At 36.7% G+C, this 21,959-nt stretch carries 16 protein-coding genes; 6 read left to right on the forward strand and 10 right to left on the reverse strand.

The window, feature by feature from the left end; translation table 11 throughout:
* The first annotated feature begins 132 nt into the window (after nt 1-132).
* Nucleotides 133-1,641 carry a F0F1 ATP synthase subunit beta gene (gene atpD / locus PQ459_11290; GenBank protein ID WDF45479.1) on the forward strand — a complete coding sequence of 503 codons (1,509 nt, stop codon included), beginning with the start codon at nt 133-135 and terminating at the stop codon, nt 1,639-1,641.
* 90 nt (nt 1,642-1,731) lie between these two features.
* A complete protein-coding gene (locus PQ459_11295; GenBank protein ID WDF45480.1) occupies nt 1,732-2,013 on the forward strand; it encodes a F0F1 ATP synthase subunit epsilon in 282 nt (93 codons plus the stop codon).
* 351 nt (nt 2,014-2,364) lie between these two features.
* Here the strand turns inward: PQ459_11295 and PQ459_11300 are convergent, their stop codons facing one another.
* The 3 genes from PQ459_11300 to PQ459_11310 all read right to left on the reverse strand — a co-directional run bounded on the left by PQ459_11300 (nt 2,365) and on the right by PQ459_11310 (nt 7,139).
* Nucleotides 2,365-4,557, reverse strand: a complete 2,193-nt coding sequence (locus PQ459_11300) for a B12-binding domain-containing radical SAM protein (protein ID WDF45481.1) — start codon at nt 4,555-4,557, stop codon at nt 2,365-2,367.
* 192 nt (nt 4,558-4,749) lie between these two features.
* Nucleotides 4,750-5,271 carry a helix-turn-helix transcriptional regulator gene (locus PQ459_11305; GenBank protein WDF45482.1) on the reverse strand — a complete coding sequence of 174 codons (522 nt, stop codon included), beginning with the start codon at nt 5,269-5,271 and terminating at the stop codon, nt 4,750-4,752.
* An 806-nt stretch (nt 5,272-6,077) separates the two neighbouring features.
* Nucleotides 6,078-7,139 carry a TerC/Alx family metal homeostasis membrane protein gene (locus tag PQ459_11310; GenBank protein WDF45483.1) on the reverse strand — a complete coding sequence of 354 codons (1,062 nt, stop codon included), beginning with the start codon at nt 7,137-7,139 and terminating at the stop codon, nt 6,078-6,080.
* A gap of 341 nt (nt 7,140-7,480) precedes the next feature.
* Here PQ459_11310 and PQ459_11315 point away from each other — a divergent pair, with 341 nt between their 5' ends.
* Nucleotides 7,481-8,584 (forward strand): M14 family zinc carboxypeptidase, encoded by a 1,104-nt coding sequence (locus PQ459_11315; GenBank protein ID WDF45484.1) that lies wholly within the window; start codon nt 7,481-7,483, stop codon nt 8,582-8,584.
* 195 nt (nt 8,585-8,779) lie between these two features.
* Entirely contained in the window at nt 8,780-9,298 is a 519-nt protein-coding gene (locus PQ459_11320) for a hypothetical protein (GenBank protein WDF45485.1), read from the forward strand.
* A 79-nt stretch (nt 9,299-9,377) separates the two neighbouring features.
* Here the strand turns inward: PQ459_11320 and PQ459_11325 are convergent, their stop codons facing one another.
* The 6 genes from PQ459_11325 to PQ459_11350 all read right to left on the reverse strand — a co-directional run bounded on the left by PQ459_11325 (nt 9,378) and on the right by PQ459_11350 (nt 18,661).
* Entirely contained in the window at nt 9,378-10,817 is a 1,440-nt protein-coding gene (locus PQ459_11325; GenBank protein WDF45486.1) for a glycoside hydrolase family 30 protein, read from the reverse strand.
* 45 nt (nt 10,818-10,862) lie between these two features.
* Nucleotides 10,863-11,663 carry a glycoside hydrolase family 16 protein gene (locus tag PQ459_11330; protein WDF45487.1) on the reverse strand — a complete coding sequence of 267 codons (801 nt, stop codon included), beginning with the start codon at nt 11,661-11,663 and terminating at the stop codon, nt 10,863-10,865.
* Between the two features lie 25 nt (nt 11,664-11,688).
* Nucleotides 11,689-13,155, reverse strand: a complete 1,467-nt coding sequence (locus PQ459_11335) for a glycoside hydrolase family 30 beta sandwich domain-containing protein (GenBank protein ID WDF45488.1) — start codon at nt 13,153-13,155, stop codon at nt 11,689-11,691.
* A 170-nt stretch (nt 13,156-13,325) separates the two neighbouring features.
* The gene (locus tag PQ459_11340) at nt 13,326-14,207 is read right to left on the reverse strand and encodes a hypothetical protein (GenBank protein ID WDF45489.1); all 882 of its coding nucleotides are present in this window, start codon (nt 14,205-14,207) and stop codon (nt 13,326-13,328) included.
* Between the two features lie 18 nt (nt 14,208-14,225).
* Nucleotides 14,226-15,752, reverse strand: a complete 1,527-nt coding sequence (locus tag PQ459_11345) for a RagB/SusD family nutrient uptake outer membrane protein (GenBank protein WDF45490.1) — start codon at nt 15,750-15,752, stop codon at nt 14,226-14,228.
* 11 nt (nt 15,753-15,763) lie between these two features.
* Nucleotides 15,764-18,661, reverse strand: a complete 2,898-nt coding sequence (locus PQ459_11350) for a TonB-dependent receptor (protein WDF45491.1) — start codon at nt 18,659-18,661, stop codon at nt 15,764-15,766.
* A 206-nt stretch (nt 18,662-18,867) separates the two neighbouring features.
* On the opposite strand from PQ459_11350, the gene PQ459_11355 reads away from it, so the two are divergent.
* Both PQ459_11355 and PQ459_11360 read left to right on the forward strand, forming a co-directional pair.
* Nucleotides 18,868-20,067: an MFS transporter gene (locus tag PQ459_11355; protein WDF45492.1), complete on the forward strand. Its 1,200-nt coding sequence runs from the start codon at nt 18,868-18,870 to the stop codon at nt 20,065-20,067.
* A complete protein-coding gene (locus PQ459_11360; protein WDF45493.1) occupies nt 20,045-20,812 on the forward strand; it encodes an NUDIX domain-containing protein in 768 nt (255 codons plus the stop codon). The genes PQ459_11355 and PQ459_11360 overlap by 23 nt, the downstream gene beginning before the upstream one ends.
* 101 nt (nt 20,813-20,913) lie before the next feature.
* On the opposite strand, the gene PQ459_11365 is transcribed toward PQ459_11360, so the two are convergent.
* Complete coding sequence (locus PQ459_11365) at nt 20,914-21,939, reverse strand: M28 family metallopeptidase (protein WDF45494.1); 1,026 nt, start codon at nt 21,937-21,939, stop codon at nt 20,914-20,916.
* Nucleotides 21,940-21,959 lie beyond the last annotated feature (20 nt).

Genomic DNA, 21,959 nt, shown 5'->3' on the forward strand with positions numbered 1-21,959 from the left:
CGTTTTGTCCGGCTAAAAATACACCTAAAAATGGTGTTGTCAATTGTTATGCAAATATGATAAAAATCTTTTTTTCTGACAATGCAGATATACAAAGTTTTATTATCTTTGCGCACAAGTAAAAATTTAGTAATGGCAAACCAAATTAAAGGAAAAATTTCACAAATTATTGGACCAGTTATCGATGTGGTCTTTAATGAAGTTGAACAATTACCAAACATATATGACGCTCTGGAAATCATCAAAAGCAACGGAGAAAAAGTTGTTTTGGAGGTTGAACAGCACATTGGCGAGGACGTTGTAAGATGTATCGCAATGGATGCTACAGACGGTCTTCAAAGAGGACAGGAAGTTCTTGGAACAGGTCAGCAGATCACAATGCCAGTAGGAGACGGCGTAAATGGACGTCTTTTCAATGTGGTAGGTGACGCGATCGACGGACTTCAAAACTTGTCCAAAGAAGGAGGTTTGCCAATCCACAGACCAGCACCAAAATTTGACCAGTTGACGACTTCAGCAGAAGTTCTTTTCACAGGTATCAAAGTAATCGACCTTATCGAGCCTTATGCAAAAGGAGGTAAAATTGGATTGTTTGGTGGAGCAGGTGTTGGAAAAACAGTATTGATCCAGGAATTAATTAATAATATCGCAAAAGGTCACGGTGGTCTTTCCGTATTCGCAGGAGTAGGAGAAAGAACAAGAGAAGGAAATGACCTTTTGAGAGAGATGCTAGAGTCTGGCATTATCAAGTACGGAGACGAGTTCATGCACTCTATGGAAAATGGAGGTTGGGACCTTTCTAAAGTTGATCTGGAAGAAATGAAAGATTCTAAAGCAGCTTTCGTTTTCGGACAGATGAACGAACCACCAGGAGCAAGAGCTAGAGTAGCACTTTCTGGTTTGACATTGGCAGAGTATTACAGAGATGGTGGCGAAACAGGACAAGGTAGAGATGTATTGTTCTTCGTAGATAACATCTTCCGTTTTACACAGGCTGGTTCTGAGGTGTCTGCACTTCTTGGACGTATGCCTTCAGCGGTAGGTTATCAGCCAACATTGGCATCTGAAATGGGTGCGATGCAGGAGAGAATTACTTCTACAAAAAATGGTTCCATTACTTCAGTACAAGCGGTTTACGTACCTGCGGATGATTTAACGGATCCAGCTCCAGCGACAACATTTGCTCACTTGGATGCAACGACTGTATTGGATAGAAAAATTGCTTCATTAGGTATTTACCCAGCGGTAGATCCATTGGCTTCTACGTCTAGAATCTTAGCGCCTGAGATCATTGGTGAAGAACATTATAACTGTGCTCAGAGAGTGAAAGAAATTCTTCAGAGATACAAAGCATTGCAAGACATCATCGCGATCCTTGGTATGGAAGAACTTTCTGAGGAAGATAAGTTGGTAGTTTACAGAGCTAGAAAAGTTCAGAGATTCTTGTCTCAGCCTTTCCACGTTGCTGAGCAGTTTACAGGTCTTAAAGGATCATTGGTAGACATCAAAGACACCATCAAAGGATTCAATATGATCATCGATGGAGAATTGGATCAGTATCCAGAGTCTGCTTTCAACTTGAAAGGAACTATCGAAGAAGCTATCGCAGCAGGACAAAAATTGTTAGCAGAGAACGCTTAACAAAGGACTAGAGACTTTTAGATGAGAGATGATAGACTTTTTTATTTGGTCTCATATCTCATATCTCTCAATCTTTTAATCTAATTTAAAATGAATATAAAAATTTTAACTCCGGAATTTGTGATCTTTGAAGGCGAAGTAGAATCAGTTCTTCTTCCTGGAAAAAGCGGGCAATTCCAAATCTTTAAAAATCATGCGGCGATCGTTTCTGCTTTGGTTGGTGGAAAAGTGAAGATCTATACAGACAAAGTCAATGGTTCTTTCGAAAAATATTTGACCAAAGAAACAGAAGCAAAAAGCGCTTACTCTTACGAGATCAAAAGTGGTGTTTTAGAATTCAACAATGATAAAGGAATTATTCTTTGCGAGTAATCATCCAATTCATATAAATCAAAATCCCGAAAAGCAATTTTCGGGATTTTTTTTGTTTTAAGTTTTAAAATTTGATTAATTTAGAAAGAGAAAAAGTTTTGTAATTATTTGGGCAGCTTTATCCGCCTTCCACTCCCGCTTTTTTTTGAAAAATTCCAACCTCAAAATCCACAGCTTATTTTTCAAAAAAAGAGCTCCGTTCAAGTCGGGCTGCAGCTTCGCAAAATCGAACATTTGTCTTTAGATTCACATTTTCTATAAAATCAAAGTTCCCAAAAACACAATTTTCAGATCACTGAAATTCCCAACGGGACGACCAATTTCCCAGCATAGGAATTTATTCCTATGATACTAAAGCGAAAGAATCACCCCATTTTCCTTCAATTGTTGCATCGGTTTCGAAAACCAGAACAATTCAAAATCTTCAAAGCTATTTTCAAAATCAGTTTTCAGTTGCAACAAACTCAATTTCTTTCCATTTTCAATTGCGTTTTCATTCAGGATTCTGATCAGCCAATGCGCTTGTTCCTTAGCCAATTCAATCTTCAAAATATTGGTTTTCAAATGAAAAGTCAATTGACTTAGTTCCCACGAATTTCCTTTTTTAGTTTTAATAAAATCTTCAGCAATGACATTTTTCTCAAGGAAAACAATTTTGGAATTCGGCTTAAAACTAAAATTATCTTCCTCCAAAAGCGAGTCGTGAATATAATCCGGATGAATCGTCGTCTTCGGAATTTTAAAATCAAACCAACTTTGCAACGGCATTTCAAAATTGATTCCGTGCATATAATTGAACAACGATTTCTTCAATCCAAAACTAAATTTGCTATGATCAATTCCCGTTTTATCCGTAAAATCAATGTCATTATTAGCAAATAAAATCTCCTGCTTCACTGGAATCACGCCATATTCCTCAGGATTGATTCCGACAGGTGAGTGTGCGGTCATCGCAAACTGATGCCAAAATCCACTCTGCAAAATTCCCATTTCGAAAAGCTGACGAACCATCTCCAAAGAGTCCACTGTTTCCTGAACTGTCTGAGTCGGGTAGCCATACATCAAATACGCGTGAACCATAATTCCAGATTCGGTGAAATTTCTTGTCACTCTAGCGACTTGGTCAACGGAAACGCCTTTGTCAATTAATTTTAACAATCGGTCACTTGCGACTTCCAATCCACCAGAAACCGCTACACAACCTGAAATCTTTAGTAGAAAACATAAATCCTGAGTGAAACTCTTTTCAAATCTAATATTGGTCCACCAAGTCACGACGAGATTTCTTCGTAGAATTTCCAAAGCCACTTCACGCATTAAAGCTGGAGGCGCGGCTTCATCCACAAAATGGAATCCTGTTTCGCCAGTTGTTGCGATCAGTTCTTCCATTCTATCAACCAAAATTTTGGCAGAAACTGGTTCATAAAGTCTGATGTAATCGAGTGAAATATCGCAAAAGGTACATTTTCCCCAATAGCAACCGTGCGCCATTGTGAGCTTGTTCCAACGGCCATCGCTCCACAAACTGTGCATTGGATTGGCAATCTCAATGACGGAAATATATTTGTCTAATTGCAGATCGGAATAATCAGGCGTTCCGACTTGTGCTTGTTTATAATCGTGTTTTGTGGAATTGTTTTTATAAATAACTTTTCCGTTTTCAATTAGGAAAGTACGTTTTAGAATGGACTCAAAATTCTCTGTCTGACAAACATTCTCATAAACGAGTTCAAGAGGTAATTCGCCGTCATCTAAAGTGATGAAATCCACAAATTCAAAAACCCTTTTATCCTTGACTTCTCGAAGTTCTGTATTTGGAAAACCGCCACCCATCGCCGTTTTGATATGCGGATAATGTTCTTTGATGAATTTGGCACATCGAAACGCAGAGTACAAATTCCCTGGAAAAGGGACAGAAAAACAAACCAATTTTGGCTGAACCAATTCCAACTTTTCTCGAAGAATATTCAACGAGAAATCATCTATAAAAGTCTGAACATCACTTAATTTAAAATATAATTCATCAAAAGAATTCGCGCTTTTTCCTAATCGTTCTGCATATCTGCTGAAACCAAAATCCGAATCCACATTTTCAACAATATAGTCGGAAAGATCTTCCAGATACAAAGTTGCCAAATGTTTCGCTTTGTCCTGCAGACCCATATTCCCGAAAGCAAATTCCATATCATCTAACTGATTGAAACGGGAAGCTTCGGGCAGAAAATTCATTGAACAAATTTGTCGCGCTAAAGTTGGATTTTTATTTTGCAGAAAAAGAATGACCTGATCGATCGTTTTGATGTATTCATCTCGTAAAGCAAAAATACGCTGAGAATTTTCTGAGATAGTTTTGATGTCAATTTCCTTAGAAAAAACTTTCTGAATGCCATCTTTTGAAAACAACTGCAAAATCACTTCTATCCCCAAATCGATTTGATAGCTTGATATATTTTTGGTATTCAAAAAACCTTTGATATAAGCCGTCGCTGGATAAGGCGTGTTGAGTTGCGTGAAAGGAGGCGTGATGAGAAGAATATCTTTCAAAAGAAATTTTTTGCAAAGATAAGTTTTCTAAAATTTGAAAATCGAAGATTATTTGAGAACAAAAATTTATTACAGAATATCTTAACACAAAAGTCAAAAAATATATGTGAGTCATTTGAGCTTTCAAGAAGTAATAAAAAGATGAATAATTTTAAATTTTCTATCGTGACTTTTGTGGTTCAACTTTTAAAACTAATTTTCAAAAGTTTCAAAAGTTCCGTCCTCATAAAAAAACACAATTCTTTTGACATTTTTCTTTTTTGAATCTTGTTTTTGAATGGAATTTTCTAATTGCTGAGAATCGGATAAAATATTTTTTTCAGCTACTTGTGTAGAAATATTGGAATCTCGCGATTTTGGTTTTTCTACTTTATCTTCACTTTCGGTAATGCCAAAATTTTCATCATTGATCAAAGAAAACAGATCTGGTAATGACGGTTTTTTCTTTTCTACAATTTCTGGCTTTTCTTCGACAACAGGTTCTTCAGGTTCCTTTTCTGAAATCAGCATTTCACCTTCACCTGTAATAAGCCAATCCCATTCGAATTTTGGAAACGCCGTTTTTATTTTGGTGATGAAATCGAGAGAAGGTTTGTTACGTCCAGAAATGATATGAGAAATGCTTGAACGTTGCACACCAATTTCTTCCGCAAATTCTGCTGGCGTCAACTCCGAGTACTCGATTACTTTTGTAAATCTATCAGTGAATTCCATTTCACAAATGTAATGAATCAAATTTTAAATCTCATCACATTTGTATAATTATCTTGTTTACATTTGTAACATACTTTAAGAACAATAAAACACCTTATAAATCAAGTGATTACATTTAATGAAATGTGTTTTTGTGGATAAGTCTAATTTATCAACCTTTTGAATTTCTCTTTCTCATCTTAACCAGACCATTGTGGATAAGATGATAATTACGACCGTTCCTAAATAATTATCCACAATTTATAAATGTAAGGTTTGATTTCAGGCCTTAATTTCCTGATTTAATCTTAGAATTTTCCGTTTCGCTTATTAAAAGCCTCATCAAGAACAACTTCAAAGTCATCAGTATTCGAAATTTTTGAGCTTTCGAACTTTAATTTTTGCTGGTAATCCTGACTTAAAAAATCTAATGTTTTGATTTCATCGGGAGAAATATCCGAAAGTTTTTTTGTGTAAAGAAAGTGCTCAGAAAATAGAAATCCAGTGTCGGGTTCATAGAAAGGAAGATTAAGTATTGATTCTTTTCATCAAATATCAAGTCACAAGAGCGAAGTTGTGATCCAAAAAGAGTAGCTTGATCGGTGTAAACCATCGTAATTATTCCCTTTGCAAATCTTCTCTATCTGAACTTTGCTGAGATGATTATCTAAAATTTTAAAACCCCAGAGGGCGTTTTATGAACTTCGAAAATACTTCCTACCTGCACTTTCAAATGAACTTTTTAGACTCATATTTTCACATTTGCAAGCAAAAATATTAATCGAAAATAAAAGTGCAAACAGCGTTTTCATTTAGCTCGTTCTAAACTAAGACTCGATATGAGGAGTAGCCTTCTTTTCCGGAAACATCAGAGAAATAGCAATACTTAAAAATAGGATAGATACAATCACAATCAATGAATGTGAAGTGGTAAATCCAATATCATCTAGATAATGGTGGAAGATCATTTTGAGACCGATAAACGTCAGCAATGCAGCCAAACCAATCTTTAGGAATCGGAACTTATTCACAATTCCGGCCAGTAGGAAGAACATCGATCTAAGTCCGATGATCGCAAAGATATTGGAGAAGAATACAATGTAAGGATCTTTGGTAATCGAGAATATCGCTGGAATACTATCTACAGCGAAGATTAGGTCTGTAAATTCTACAATAATTAACACTAAAAACAGTGGTGTCATTTTCTTGATCCCATCGATTACCACAAAAAATTTGTTACCCACAAACTGGTTATGAACTTTAAAATGTTTCTGAGCAAACTTCACCACTGGATGATGCTGCGGATCAATCTCATCATCTTTATTCCTTTCGATATACATTTTGATACCTGTATAAACTAGGAACGCTCCAAAGACGTACATGATCCATTCGAATTTCTGAATCAAAGCTGCTCCTATAAATATGAATAAAAATCTCATGACGATGGCTCCAAAAATTCCCCAAAACAACACGCGGTGATAATTCCTAGGTGCAACGCCAAATCCACTAAATACCAATAGGATCACAAAGATATTATCTATAGAAAGTGCGTACTCCACAAGATAACCCGTCAGGAACTCCAAACCTAGATTTTTATCGTACAACATAATGCTGTGTTCCAGATTCCCGGGAATGACCTTCACAGGATGTTTATGCTTAGCCACAATTTCCTGCAATCTTTCCATACTGTCGATCCCATGAATGTGGTGACCAAAATATGTGAGTAGAATATAAAAGCCTAAAGAAAGTAGAATGATAAAGACGCTCATCAATCCAGCCTGTTTCAGTGAAACTGCTGCATCTTTCTTGTTGAAAATTCCCAGGTCGAGTAGGAGTAGGGTGACGATAAATATTAAGAATCCTGAAAGGAATATGATCTCGTTGCTCATTTGTTAGTAATTGTAGCAAAAATAAGGAATTTATTACGATTTAGGTGTTTATACATTTGTAAAAACAAGAAAAATTTATATAGAAATAACGTTTAGTTATTTGACGAACAAATGAAGACGAAGAACAAAAATTGGTATTAAAGTAAATATAAAATTTATCTTTAAATAAATTAAATTAAATACTGATATTCAATCAGTTATAAAATTAAAATACGATTATATCAATCCACAAAATAATTAACAGACAAAGTGACATTTCAACTTGTTTAATAATATTACAAATGTAAATTCATTTTATTTGAGATTAAATCTTACTTTTGTGAAAATCTAAATCATTTGTAATGACAAACAGTTTTCCATACGCTCAAAATCTAAGTTTCCCAGATCGCTATATTTCGCCCGAAAAATTATTTTCTTACCTACAGGACAATTACAGCGATTATATAAAAGAGGTCGGAAAATCGAGTTTGGGCAAACCAATTTATATGTTGACTTTAGGAAATGGAAAACTGAAAGTTGCAGCATGGTCACAAATGCACGGAAATGAATCCACGGCAACTTTGGCTATGTTGGATCTGCTTTCAATATTTGAAAAGCATCCAGAGCTCAGTGAAAAGTTGTTGGGATTGATCCAATTGGATTTTATCTTTATGCTGAATCCAGATGGTTCGGAAGCCTGGACAAGACGGAATGCTTACGACATTGATATCAACAGAGATTTTATCAGAAACTCCAGCAATGAGGTCAGAGTTTTGAAATCTATTGTATTAAACGGAGACTACAGTTATCTACTGAATCTTCATGATCAACGGACAATTTTCACAACAGACGGCGTTCATCCGGCGACATTATCATTTCTATCACCTTCAGAAAATCTTGAAAGAGATCTGACGGAAAACCGGAAAAAAAGTATGGCCGTGATTGCAGCAATCTATATGCAGATGAAACAGATTTTGCCAAATAGAATTGCTAAATACACCGACGAATTTTATCCAACGTCCAGCGGTGACAATTTTATGAAAGCCGGAATTCCATCGATATTATTTGAAGGTGGATTTTATGAGAATGATCTGGACAGAAAAAAAACCAGAGAATATTATACACACGCTTTGTATTTTGCATTGAAGGCTATTTCGGTTCTAAAGGGCGATACTTTAAGCTATGAAACTTATTTTGAAATTCCTCAGAACAAAGAAACCCATTTTGATCTGATTTACCGAAATGTAAAACTGAATACAGAATTTGAATGCATAATGGACATTGCTGTGCAGTACAGGGAAATTCTGGATGAAAATAAAAATCTGACTTATCAACCATACGTGATCGAAGTCGGTGATCTTAATCATAAAAAAGGTTGGACAGAAATCGACTGTACGGATAAGAAATTCGTTTCTGTGAAGAAGTTTCCAAAATTAGACTCTTTTGTTGATTTCAGTATTGAATAATCAGAAGTAAAAAATAGAAAATTTACCGATTTAAAAGTGTTTGATAATAAGCACTTTAAATACCCTATTTAACATAATGTAAATTATAGGACTTTTTTAGAATTATGTTAATTGGTCATTTTTATGTATCATATCCGGTTATAAATCAATGTGGTATAATATTTTCTAAGCTAAAAGTATATCAATTAAATAATTATGAAAAACGCTTTTTTAATTCTGTCAGCATCCTTATTATTGGTTTGCTCTTGCGAAAAAAATATTGAGAAACAGATCAATGTTGAAAACAGAAAACCTGATACACTGGCCGTTTCAGAAGATCCTAATCAAATTTCGGAACAGGAAAATAAAGATTATTGTTATATGAATGTCATTGGAAAAGATTCTATGTTTTTGTCGTACAAGATCACCAATGGAAATGTTTCCGGAAAATTGAAATACAAAAACTTTGAGAAAGATTCCAATGCTGGCGATATCACAGGTAAAGTTGCTGGTGACACATTGAGAGTCAATTATAAATTTGCATCTGAAGGCTCAGTAAGCGAACGCGAGATTTATTTCCTACAAGACAGCGGCGTTTTATTGGAAGGCATTGGCGACTATGCAGATCCGAGCGCTTCGAAATTGGTTTATTCTTCTGCGCAAGCCATCAATTACTCCAAAGGTCAAAGATTGACACCGGCGGATTGCAAAATGATTGCAGAAAAATTAAAGTAGAAATTTCAGAATAATTTCTACCTATAAAATAAAACAGCAGCTAAAAATTAGCTGCTGTTTCTTTGAAAATAATATATAACTATAAAACTATAGTCTGAATAGAATGCGCTGGTGCAGCGAGTTTCGAAGATTTTCCCTCGATCCAAAGATTGAAATCTGTATCCGCATCACCTTCGTTCATCACGACCACTACTAGTTCCCCACTCTCGTTCAGGAAACTTGTGGAAAGCAGAAAATCCTTATTGGTAGAAGTTCCAACGCGCTGTGCATTTGGTTTCACATATTTGGAAATGTGTCCGATATAATAATATTCATAGGTGTAATGCAATTCCTTCGTTCTTGAATCGTAAATGATCGGTGCAAAACAGAAATTACCGACGTGATTTGGACCACCTTTTTCGTCCAAAAGAATGTTCCAGTCTGTCCACGCAGATGTTCCTTTGTTGAAATCGTTGATCATATTTCTGCCGTACAATTCTCCTAAACTCACATCATAGATTTTTGAAAAATCAAATTGTTCCTTGCAACCTTCTGTGAAAATCAAGAATTTATCAGGAAAAGCTCTGTGTGTTTCTGCCAGATTATCAAATAGTTGGGATTTGTTGTTCCACGTTTCATACCAGTGGTAACCAATTCCGGAGGCGTACTTTGAAGTTTCAGGATCTTGCAAGGTCGTCGTTGCACGTTGGTACATCAAGTCTCTGTTGTGATCCCAAATGATCACTTTTTTGTCCTTGTAATTATTTTTCCAAAGTGTTGGACCGAGGTTTTCCTTTAGGAATTTTGCTTCTTCATCTGCTGTGTACAAGCAAGATTCCCAAGTTTGGATAGCCATTGGTTCATTTTGGATGGTCAATCCCCAAACGGGAATATTTCGTTTTTCATATTCCTGAATGAATTTAACATAGTAATTGGCCCAAACTTGATAATATTTGTCCAATAATTTTCCGCCTTTCAGCATATTATTATTGGTTTTCATCCAGGCTGGCGGACTCCAAGGACTGAAGTAAAATCTAAAATCCTTCGGGTCAATAGCTTTTTGCGCTAATTTGATCAAGGGAATTTTGTACTGTTCATCGTGCTTTACATCAAATGAATTCAGAGATTCATCGTTGTCTTTGACATAAGTGTAGGAATCGCTGGAGAAATCACAGGAGTTCATATTTGTTCGGACAACATTGTAGCCTATCCCCGATTTTCCATAATAAGCCTCGATAAATTCCTTCTGCTTTTCCTTCGGAATCTTCGCAAAAACCTCAGCAGAAGCGTCTGTAATCGCACCACCGATTCCAATCAGCTTTTGATATTTGAAATCCGGATCTACGAAAACACAAACATCCGTTTCTTTAGGTTGAGGAAAATCTGTGAAAACCGCATTCGATTTCTTGGCAAATTTCTCATTGCTCTTTTGCGAAGTAAGAATCACTTTTCCTTGCTTCATTCCTTTTTTCCAGTAATTCTGGGCATTCATATTTGCCGAAAGTGATAAAGCAGCAAATAATACAATTGTCTTTTTCATTTTGTTTTATAGTTGGACATCAAAGACTTGATATCAATTGATTAATTATTTTTTATAAATTCTGACATAATCTATCAGAAATTTTTGTGGATATATCGATTCATCCACACCTTCTTTTCCGCCCCAGTTCCCTCCTACTGCCTGATTCAGGATCAAATAGAATGGTTGGTCAAATGGCCAGGCTTCGTAGTCATTTTCAGTTTTAATGTAGGTGAAATATTTTTTGTCATCCACGAACATCTCAATCTTTTCTGGCGTCCAATCGGCTCTGTAAACGTGGAAGTTTTCTGCAACATCTTTGATGATGATCGTATCCGTTTTCTGAGTGTTGATGATATGATTGTACTTCTTGGTGTGGACTGATGCGTGTACATAACCTTCGTTGTAACCAACGTGTTCCATAATGTCGATCTCGCCATCATCTGGCCATTCTATGATGTTTTTGCTCAGCATCCAGATGGCTGGCCAGGTTCCTTTACCTTTTGGCAATTTGGCTCGCACCTCCACAGTTCCGTACTGGAATGGAAAAGTATTTTTCGTGATCAATTTTGCTGAAGTGTAATCGTTCTTCTCCCACTTTTCTCTTTTGGCTTCGATGATTAGATTTCCGTTTTCTACTCTTGCATTTTCGGTTCTGTCTTTGGTGTAGAACTGAAGTTCATTATTCCCAAAACCATCACCGCCAACTTCAAATTCCCATTTGGAAGCGTCTGGCAAACCTTTGCTATTGAACTCGTCCTGAAAGACCAGTTTTCCTTTGTCCGCATTTTTTTGATTAATGCAAGATAAACTGGTCATTGAGATCAATGAAAGAATCGAAATTATTTTGATTGGATTTATGTTCATATTCAGAATTAATTATAATCAAGCCTTAAAAAACATAGGTCGCCACAGCTCGCGCTGGTAATGATGTTGCACCAGATTTACCATTCATTTTGATATTGAAATTTTCGATGGCATTTCCTTCATTAAGGACAATCAAAGTTGTTTTTCCGTCAGGCGTTGTGAAAGCTACTGAGCTCAGATTACCTGGTTGAGTAGAAGCAATTCTTTGAGAATTCTGAGGGACAAATTTGGATGCGTGTGCAATGATGTAATAAGCCACATTTTTTGTGAATGCTTCATTATGATTGACTGTGATGGCACCTTTGCATTGCGTACAACCACCGTCTGTATGCGGATTGAAATTGGGGTCGTTGGCCAAATTCCATTCCAAAGCGATCTTGCTCCAGTTTCTCATAGAACCGATGATCACATTTTTGGAATGCCACATCATATCATCAGAAAACGAAGATGTAGAGCCAGTCCATTGCTCCGTAAAATATAGATTCTTGGTTGGATAGGCCAAATGCACATTACTCAAAACAGCGATGTTGCCCGCATAAAGATGAAATGCCGAACCGTCCACATACTTTGAAGCTTCGGCATCTGCCAAGATCTCCATTGGATATTCCGGTTTGTCACAATTGTGGTCATACAGGACGATCTTTGTTGTGATATTTGCCGCTTGAAAAGCTGGTCCAAGACTGTTTTTGATGAATGTCGCCTGTTGTGGAGCGGTCATCAGCAAACTAGGATTGTTGCCAGGATGCAACGGTTCGTTTTGAGGTGTGATGGCGTCAATTGTAATTCCCTGCGCCTTCATTCCCTGAATATATTTCACAAAATATTGCGCATAGACATTGTAATATTCTGGCTGGAGACTTCCACCGATTGTACTTCCATTGTCCTTCATCCAAACTGGAGGCGACCAAGGTGTTGCCATAATTTTGATATTCGGATTGATGGTCAAGATCTTTTTTAGCATCTCGATCAAAGCCTGATCTTTTGCCAAAGAAAAATTCGCTAGAGAAAGATCTGTTTGTCCGGCTGGCATATCGTCATAAGAAAAAACGCTGCTGTTGAGATCGGATGCGCCAATACTTAGTCTGATGTAACTTACGGCAATCGAATTGTCTTTATTCGAAAAAAGGTCTTGTAACAACTCCTCTTTTTTCGCTGCAGAAAGTTGATTGATGACCTGAACACTTCCACCAGTCAATGTGTAGCCAAAACCGTCAATCGTCTGATATTTTTGCGATGCATCCACATCTAACGTTTGATAATTGTTTGCTGCATTATTGAACAGAATATCGGTCTGCTTTTGGAGTTTTGAGGATTCGTCTGCTTTGGTGAGCCAAAAACTAGCCGTTGCGTAGTTACCTGTATTGCCTCCACCAGTTGGCGGATCTGGAGTTGTCTGCTCGTCAACAGTACTGCTTTGGCAAAACATAAGAGAGAAAATTGCTATTCCGAAGAAGAACATTTTGTTTGGGTACGCTTTTGATTTTGTAAACATTTTCATAATTTTTATGATCATCAAAATGATTTTTATAAGAAAATTTGTCTTGAATTGCGAGTCCATTACAGGTTTTCCTTCGAAATTTTTTTGATGATTTGTTAAGATTAATAAAAATGAAAGAGGTTGTTGAGAACCTCTTTCACCTAAGAAAATATGATAAGAAAAAATTAGTTAATTCCTCTGAATTCTATATTGGTTATAGAAATTCCCTCCTTCATATCGTTACCTCCTGATCGGATGGCAAAATATGCAACACCGGTCTGAGTAGCTGTGAAAGTACCAGTCGGATTGTTAGAATTGGTAGAACCAACACTAGAGATTTTCCCGTTGAATGCAGAAGTCCCGCTTCCTGCCCAAGTGTTAATGCCTCTCAACCAAGTGGAATCATTTCCATCTCCTGTGTAATCGGTATTTGCGGTTGGTTTTGTGTATCCCACGTAGATTTCAAACCAAGAGTCTGCAACGCCTTTGGAACTTACAACTGCGTCTGCCTTGTACTTACGTCCTGCCACTACATTGACAGCTTGATACATTACATTTCTTTCCCAGCCTTTAGCTACAAAAGTTGCTTTTCCGTCTGCAAAAGTCCAAAGTGCTGTCCCTGAAGGATTGGGAAATGCTAGACTCCATTTTGCTACATCGGCTGCATCTGCAAACTTTCCGCCTTGTATCATATTACCTGCGGCAGGATCAGATTTATCGACTTTTACAGTTTGGCTTGCAGTGCCACCGACAATTCCGCCCTGACCTACAATCTGATGCTGAATGTTGTAAGTTCCTTCATCCGGTAGAAAAATATCATAGATGTTTGCTGCTCTTCCGAAACCTCCTCCATCACCAAGATCCCAATTTGAAAAAAGATAATTTTGATTGGATGCAGTTAAAGTATAATGATTTTCTGATGTTTTAGTAACGGTAAAAGAAGCATCAGAATTAGTTGGTGTAAGACCATTTCCATCGCCATCAACAGTATCAGGTACGCAAGACGATATCAATAAAGAGGCTGCTACAAAACTTAAAATCTTTATTTTAGATATTTTCGTTTTCATAAGATTAATTTAATAATGTTAATATTGAGGATTTTGTTTCAGTGCAGTATTCAACAACTCTGCATAAGGGATTGGTAGAATTTCATTTTTTCCTGCTACAAATCCTTTGGATGCTAATTTTGAAGGCGCATCTCCCCATCTTACAAGATCGAACCAACGATGTCCTTCTCCTGCTAGCTCTCTTCTTCTTTCATCTTTGATAGCCTGCATCGATACTGGTACAGATGCTAATCCAACTCTTGAACGAACTGCATCTAATAATGCCTGCGCTCTGCCTCCTGTACCATTTAAAGCTTCAGCCTCCATCAGGTAACTGTCTGCCAGACGGATCACAATGTAATTCTGACGGAAGTTGAGTTCCATAGCTCCCGGTAGCGGAGAAACTCCAGATTTGTATGGTGCATATTTTTTCAAGAAATAACCTGTGTCTGAATATGCTGGAGAATATGTAATCTTGCCTTCCTGCTGAAGTTTTTTTGCATTAAGAATAGTTGCATCTGCTCTAGGATCATTCCCCATAAAATTGAATAAATCGTCAGATACTGTATTGAAAGCCCAACCAGAAACCAAATCTGGTGCTTCACTGGTACCCACAAGATTGTATGATCTAATACCAGTCATAATGCAGATTGAATTACCTTCATCTCTACCTTGACCCCAGAAACCCCAGTCGGACATACCGGCATTTGTATAAACTGCTTCCAAGATTGACTCAGATGTGAATTTGTTATCAGTTATCCAAAGTGTTTTGTAATCATCAACCAGTTTGTATCCATATTGGCTTGTAGCTCCAGGAGTTCCATTGACATCAGCAAATTGTGCAGCCGCTTCTGCTTTTTTATTATCAAAAAGATAAATTTTTCCCAGAATTGCTTTTGCAGCTCCTTGTGTAAGACGGCCTCTCTCTGTTCCTGTTACAGTTGCAGGCAAATCTGCCCATACACTTGCAATATCTCCTTCTATCTGATCATAGATTGCTTGCTTAGGACTTTGAGGAATGTTCCAATAATCATCATTGGAATTGATCTGTTTAAGAATTAATGGGACATTTCCAAACAATCTGACCAATTCAAAATAATATAAAGATCTTAAAACCGTGACTTCAGCAATAATTTTCTTTTTAAAAGCATCGCTTACCGGAGCACTTGGCATTCTCTCTATCACCCAGTTCGCTCTTGCAATTCCTTGATAATAATCTTTCCAGTAGCTGGCAGGCATAGTATTGGGATTGATATTATAATTATTAAAACCCTGGATTCCCGCGCCATCTGTAGAACTTCCTCCACCAGCAAAGAAATCATCTGATCCGGCATTTACAAAAGTTACTTGATTTTCAAATCCACCAGCATACTTCTTCATAATATCATAGACTGATGCTGTTGCGCTCAAGCATTGTTCTTCACTTTTGAAATAATTTGCATCATCAAAAGTTCCAATATTATCTACATCACCAATGTAGTCTCCATTGCAGCTCACAGTACCAAAACTAAGTCCGGCTAACATTACAACTGCTATACTTTTATTTATAAAATTTAATTTTTTCATTTTTTTAATCATTAAAATTGAATGTTTGCTCCAAATAAAAACGTTCTTGCCTGCGGATAGTAAGCTCTATCGATACCATACTCATTACCACCTGCGATTTCTGGATCGTAGCCAGTATATTTTGTAAAAGTGAATAGGTTTTCTCCCGTTACGTACAATCTCACTTTGTTTGCTCCAAATTTTGAAGTTGTGTCTTTTGGAAGTGTGTATCCCAACTGAACAAGTTTGATTCTCATATAGTCACCTTTTTGAAGATAATAGCTAGACATCTTCGTGTAGTTACCATTTGGATCTAGTCTTGTCAATCTTGGATTATCATTTGTTGAGCCTTCACCAGTCCATCTGTTTAGGATTGAGGTTTGGTAATTGGCATCCAGCATATCCAGCCTTCTCAAACCTTGTAGGATTTTGTTACCGCCTTGTCCTTGAGTAAATACCATAAAATCAAAATTTTTGTAACTCATATTCACAGTAAAACCGTAAGTAAATTTTGGAATAGAACTTCCAATATCTACTCTGTCCTCCTCAGTAATTTTTCCGTCTCCGTTATTATCATTCCACATAAAATCTCCTGGTTTTGCATTTGGTAGAATCATCTCACCATTCGCGTTTACGTAAGAATTAATCTGTTGTTGATTTTGGAAAACGCCGCCATAGGTGTAGCCGTAAAATGTTCCTACAGATTTTCCAACCTGAAGTCTGGAAACCGTTCCCATAGAATGCAGGGATGAAAACTCTCTCCACTCCACATCATCTTCCAATCTTAGAACTTTGTTTTTGTTTGTAGAGAAGTTACCAGTCAATGAAACGTCGAAATCTTCCCAGCTTTTTTTGTATCCAAGCTCGAATTCCATCCCTCTGTTTTCCATATCTCCTACGTTCGCAAAAGGATCTGTTGGAACTCCAACGTAACCTGGGATTGCTACTCTACGTAAGATGTCGGTTGTTTTTTTATAATAATAATCAAAACCTAGAGTGAAATTTCTAAGAAACTTGATGTCTGCTCCTATATCGGTTTGTGCAGTTTCTTCCCATTTAAGATTTGGGTTCCCGAGTGTGTTGGGGCTATATCCGATAATAATACTTGGATTGATTTCTCCATTTGGATAATTACTTCCTGATACCAAGGAACTTCTGTACATAAAATCATCGATAGCATCATTTCCTAAAACACCATAGCCACCTCGAATTTTAAATGTGTTGATGATTTCATTATCTTTCCAGAATCCTTCCTTATGAACATTCCATCCTAAAGAGAATGATGGGAAGTTACCCCAATACTTCAGGAATTTGGAAGATCCGTCTCTTCTGAAAGTTCCGGTAAGCAAATATCTGTCTTGGTAGTCATAAATAAAACGTCCAAAGTAAGAGGCTCTTCTAGTTTGTGATGTATCCCAAGCTGATGCCGTAATATTTTTTGCATCTACAGAGTAGAAAGCAGCATCTTGCCAGCTCTCAACAGGTAAATTGGTGTAAGTAACACTTTGTCCTGAGCCTATATTATTTCTATAAACACCCTGTCCAATCATAATATTAAAGTTATGATCGCCTAGCTTTTTCTGGTATGTTAAGGTATTCTCGAAACTCCATTCAAATTTGGTTTGCGAAGTTCTGTTCAAACTGTTGAATGATTGATTGCTGAGTGTGGAACTTAAATAGAATTTAGGGTTGAAACCTTCACTTCCCCAGTATGATTTTTTACCGTTTAGGGTAGTTTTAAAATTCAATCCTGGCGCTAATCTCAAATCTGCGAAAACGTTCCCAACAAAATCATCCGACCAGCCGTTCCTTCCTTGCTGTGTATATCGGTACGCCAAAGGATTTGACATCTCTTGATTCACATACGGGGAAATACCATACGGATTACCATTTTGATCTCTGATGATATATTGATTGGTATAATTAGCAGGATTTACCATAGACCAATCTGTCACAACAGATGGCGTAGTTGGATCAAGGTTAATTGCTGAACTAAGAGGTCCACCAAACAATTCATTGGTTCCAATACCCTGGCTTTTTTGATGTGTGTACAAGAAAGTCTGTCCGATAGTTAAGAAATCAAGAACTTTGTGCGTCGAGTTCAAACGTGCATTCAATCTTTTGTATTTGGATATATCTCCCATCACTGTTCCCGTTTGATCAAAATATCCGAATGATGCATAGTAAGTAGATTTTTCACTACCTCCATTGATGCTTATTTCGTGTGACTGTCTATCTCCAGTATTGAAAATAGTGTCCTGCCAGTCCGTCCCTTGTCCAAAGATTGAGGGATTAGAAAATCTTGGTGCCTGATTATCATTTACTAGACCTTCATTAATAATTGTTGCATATTGAGTTGCATTCAAAAGATCAAGCTTTCGTGCCACTTGAGAAACTCCAAAACTGCCATTGTAAGCTAAGTTGAGAGCTCCTTTTTTACCTTTTTTAGTAGTGACAAGGATTACACCTCTAGCAGCTGATACACCATAGATTGCGGAAGAAGCTCCATCTTTTAAGACTTCTATACTTTCAATATCAGATTGGTTCAGCCATCCAATTCCGTCTACAATGATTCCATCTACAACCCACATCGGATCATTACCTCCAGCTCCAAAACTGGTAAGCCCTCTCACTCTCACCGTTGCAGAAGAACCTGGCTGTCCAGAATTGGTAACAACAGATACCCCTGCCGCTCTACCTTGTAGAACCTGTTCTGGTTTACCTGCTGGGATGTCTTCGATATCAGAAGCTTTGATGCTTGCAATCGCTCCAGTCACATTACTCTTCTTTTGAGTTCCGTAACCAATGACTACTACTTCCTCGATCGTTTTTTCCGAAGAAGCAGTGTCTTTTACCTGCTGCGCGGAGTAGTTTGCCGTAAAGTAAAGAACAGCTGCTAATCCGAGACATTTTGAATACTTTAAGTTCATATTTTAATTAATTTTTTGTTAATCTCAAACTGAGACAATAAAAGTAATTTTTTTTTCTACACAACAAAATAAATTTTCATTTTTTTTATTTTTCCTTTATTGATGGTAATTTAGCACACAACCTTATCATAATTTCCATTAATTTTTGTACTTTTGGAATCACTGAAAATCATCGTCAATGTTAAAAAAAGTTAAGGCATCATTAAATGAATGTTAATAAAAATAGGATTAAGCTTCCTCTGATGTTAAGCTTTTTGATCTTCTCTATGCTTCTCAACAGTATGGGAGTGATCATTCTGCAATTGTCTGAAAAAGTTTCTTACAAAGGTTTGGGAGTTTTAGAATCTTTCAAGGATATTCCAATGGCGATAATGTCCATCTTTTGTGTCAATTTGATTGCTAAAACCGGTAACAAGAATGCCCTGATATTTTCACTCCTTTTCATCGTCGTAAGCTGTATTGCTTTGCCACTTGTGGATACATTTTGGTTTTTCAAAATTTGGCTGAGTATTGTTGGGGTCAGTTTCGCTTTGGCTAAGATTTCGGTTTTTAGTATCATTAAGAATAACTTTAAGGACGAGCAATTGTCCAGCGCTATCAGTAGTGTGGATGCATCTTTTATGATCGGAATCTTTTTTGTGAATATTGGCTTTGGAACTTTATTGACGAGTTCTTATGCAGAATATTGGAAGTTTGGATTTTGGATTATTGCTCTACTGAGTATCATTACATTAGTGATGCTGAAAGCCGTAAAAATTGATAAAGAACAGAAAGCAGATGCCGAAAAGAAACCCGGAGATTGGAAATATTATCTGAATCCGAAGATTGTCTATTTCTTTATCATCGTATTTTTTATGGTTTTTGTGGAGCAGAGTTTTAATTCCTGGCTTCCGAGTTTCTTTAGAAACAATTTGAAAATTAATTCCTATTTCGCTTTACAGGCCTCAGCATTTCTAGCTTTGTTTTCATTTTTTGGAAGATTGGCTACCAGTCGATTGATATTACGGTTTCATTGGTTTCCGTTTGTTTTGATTTGCCTGGGAATTGTATTTTCAATTTTGATTATTTGTCAGGTATTAATCTCGTATTTTTATACTGATTATAAGTTTTTATTAATATTGATAATGCCAATAATCGGCTTATTTTTAGCACCTCTATTTCCACTTTACAATTCCGAAATACTAAACAAGGTTCCAAAAGAAAAAACACATTTTTTGGTCTCGATTGTTGTCATCTGTTCTTCATTAGGAAGTTCTGTAGGATCTCTCTATATGGCTGTTGTTTTTCATAAAGATTTCAGTAATTTTTATCCATTATTTATTTTATTCCCATTATTAATTATATTTGGTCTCACATTTTTTCTTAATAAAACGCCAATAACCTATGACCGAAAACCACAAGAATAAACAGAATCTAAAAGAATTAATTGATACCAATGATTTCGTAGAACACGTCTCTGTAGACTGTGTGATATTCGGCTTTCACAAGGATACATTGAAGGTTTTGCTGCTTAAGTATCACGATCTTGATCTCTGGTCTGTCCCAGGTGGATTCATCTTCAATGATGAAAATCTAAACGACGCAGCTGCCAGAACTTTGCACGAAAGAACACACCTTTCTGATGTTTTCTTGGAGCAATTTTACACTTTCGGGGACATCAAAAGAACAGAGAACAACACCCACCAAAAACTCCTCGAAAACAAAAATATTGAAGTTGATAAAAATCACTGGATCTATCAGCGTTTCATTTCTGTAGGTTACTGTGCATTAATTGATTATACTTTGACTTACACTTTTCCTGATTCCTTCAATGAAGTGTGCCAATGGTTCAATGTCAATGAGCTTCCCAATATGGCTTTTGACCATCAGGAAATGATAGAAAAAGGACTACTCTACCTCAGAAAAAATATAGATTATCAGGTAATGGGAAGCAATCTTTTGCCAGACAAATTCACGATGAAGGAACTACAAAATCTGTACGAATCAATACTTGGCGAACCGCTTAGACGCAACAATTTCCAAAGAAAAATACTGGGAATGAATATTCTGGAAAGATTGGAAAAACATTACAGTGGTTCTGCTAACAAAGCGCCTTATCTGTACAGATTTTTGGAAGGATCTGGAAGCATCTCAAAATCAGATTTTGATTAATATTCAAAAATTTAAAATAAAAAAGACGACAAAAATTTGCCGTCTTTTTTTTATCAGTAATAAACTGGATCATATTTAGATCCTAAAATCTAATTTCTATCTTATCTGTTATTCTTCCCGTCAACTTTGATTCTTTCTGGTCTATTCGCCAATTCCCACGCTGTCGCAAAAACCAATTGTGTTCTTTTGTGCAGCAGCGGATAATCTATTTTATCAGCATCATCTGTCGATTTGTGGTAATCTTCGTGGATACCGTCAAAGAAAAATGCTACAGGAATATTATGCTTTGCAAAATTGTAGTGGTCGGATCTGTAATACAATCTTTGAGGATCTTTTGGATCATCGTACTTGTAGTTAAGTTCCAGATTCACAGATTTTTGGTTTGCTGCTTCATTGATTTTTTTAAGATCAGTACTCAACATTTCGGATCCAATCACATACACATATTGTTTGCCTCTGTTTTCAGGATCATCACGACCAATCATATCGATATTTAGGTCTGCAACCGTATTTGCCAATGGGAAAACTGGGTTGTCAGAATAGTATTCAGAACCGAAAAGTCCGTGCTCCTCACCAGTGACGTGAAGAAAAAGAATGGAACGTTTTGGACCATAGCCTTTCTTTTTAGCTTCCTGAAAAGCTTTTGCAATTTCCATCACCGCTACAGTTCCACTTCCATCATCGTCTGCACCGTTGAAAACCACACCATTTTTAGTTCCAACATGGTCGTAATGTGCAGAAACCACGATTACTTCATTTGGCTTTTCACTACCTTCGATGTAGGCCATAATATTTTCGGAATCTGGCAAAGCTTCTCCATATTTTTTCATTGCTTCAGAAGGTACTTTTTGATAATAAGAACCTAAAGCTTCAGGAAAACCAATTCCATTTTTTTTGTATTGTTCAATCATGTAAACGCCCGCTTTCTTTTGACCGGCACTTCCCGTGTCACGTCCTTCCATATCGTCCGCAGCGATTACGTATAGATTAGTCTTTAATTCTTCCAGGCTGATGCTTTTGTAAGCTTCTTTGAAGCCTTTACCTTCGTAGGTAAAATTCTTGGCTGTCGAGCAACTTTGCAAAATTGCAAATCCAGCAAGAAAACCATATAGTTTTATATTTTTCATAAAGTAAATTTAATATTAAG

The organism is Chryseobacterium sp. KACC 21268, from assembly GCA_028736075.1.
Classification (GTDB): domain Bacteria; phylum Bacteroidota; class Bacteroidia; order Flavobacteriales; family Weeksellaceae; genus Epilithonimonas.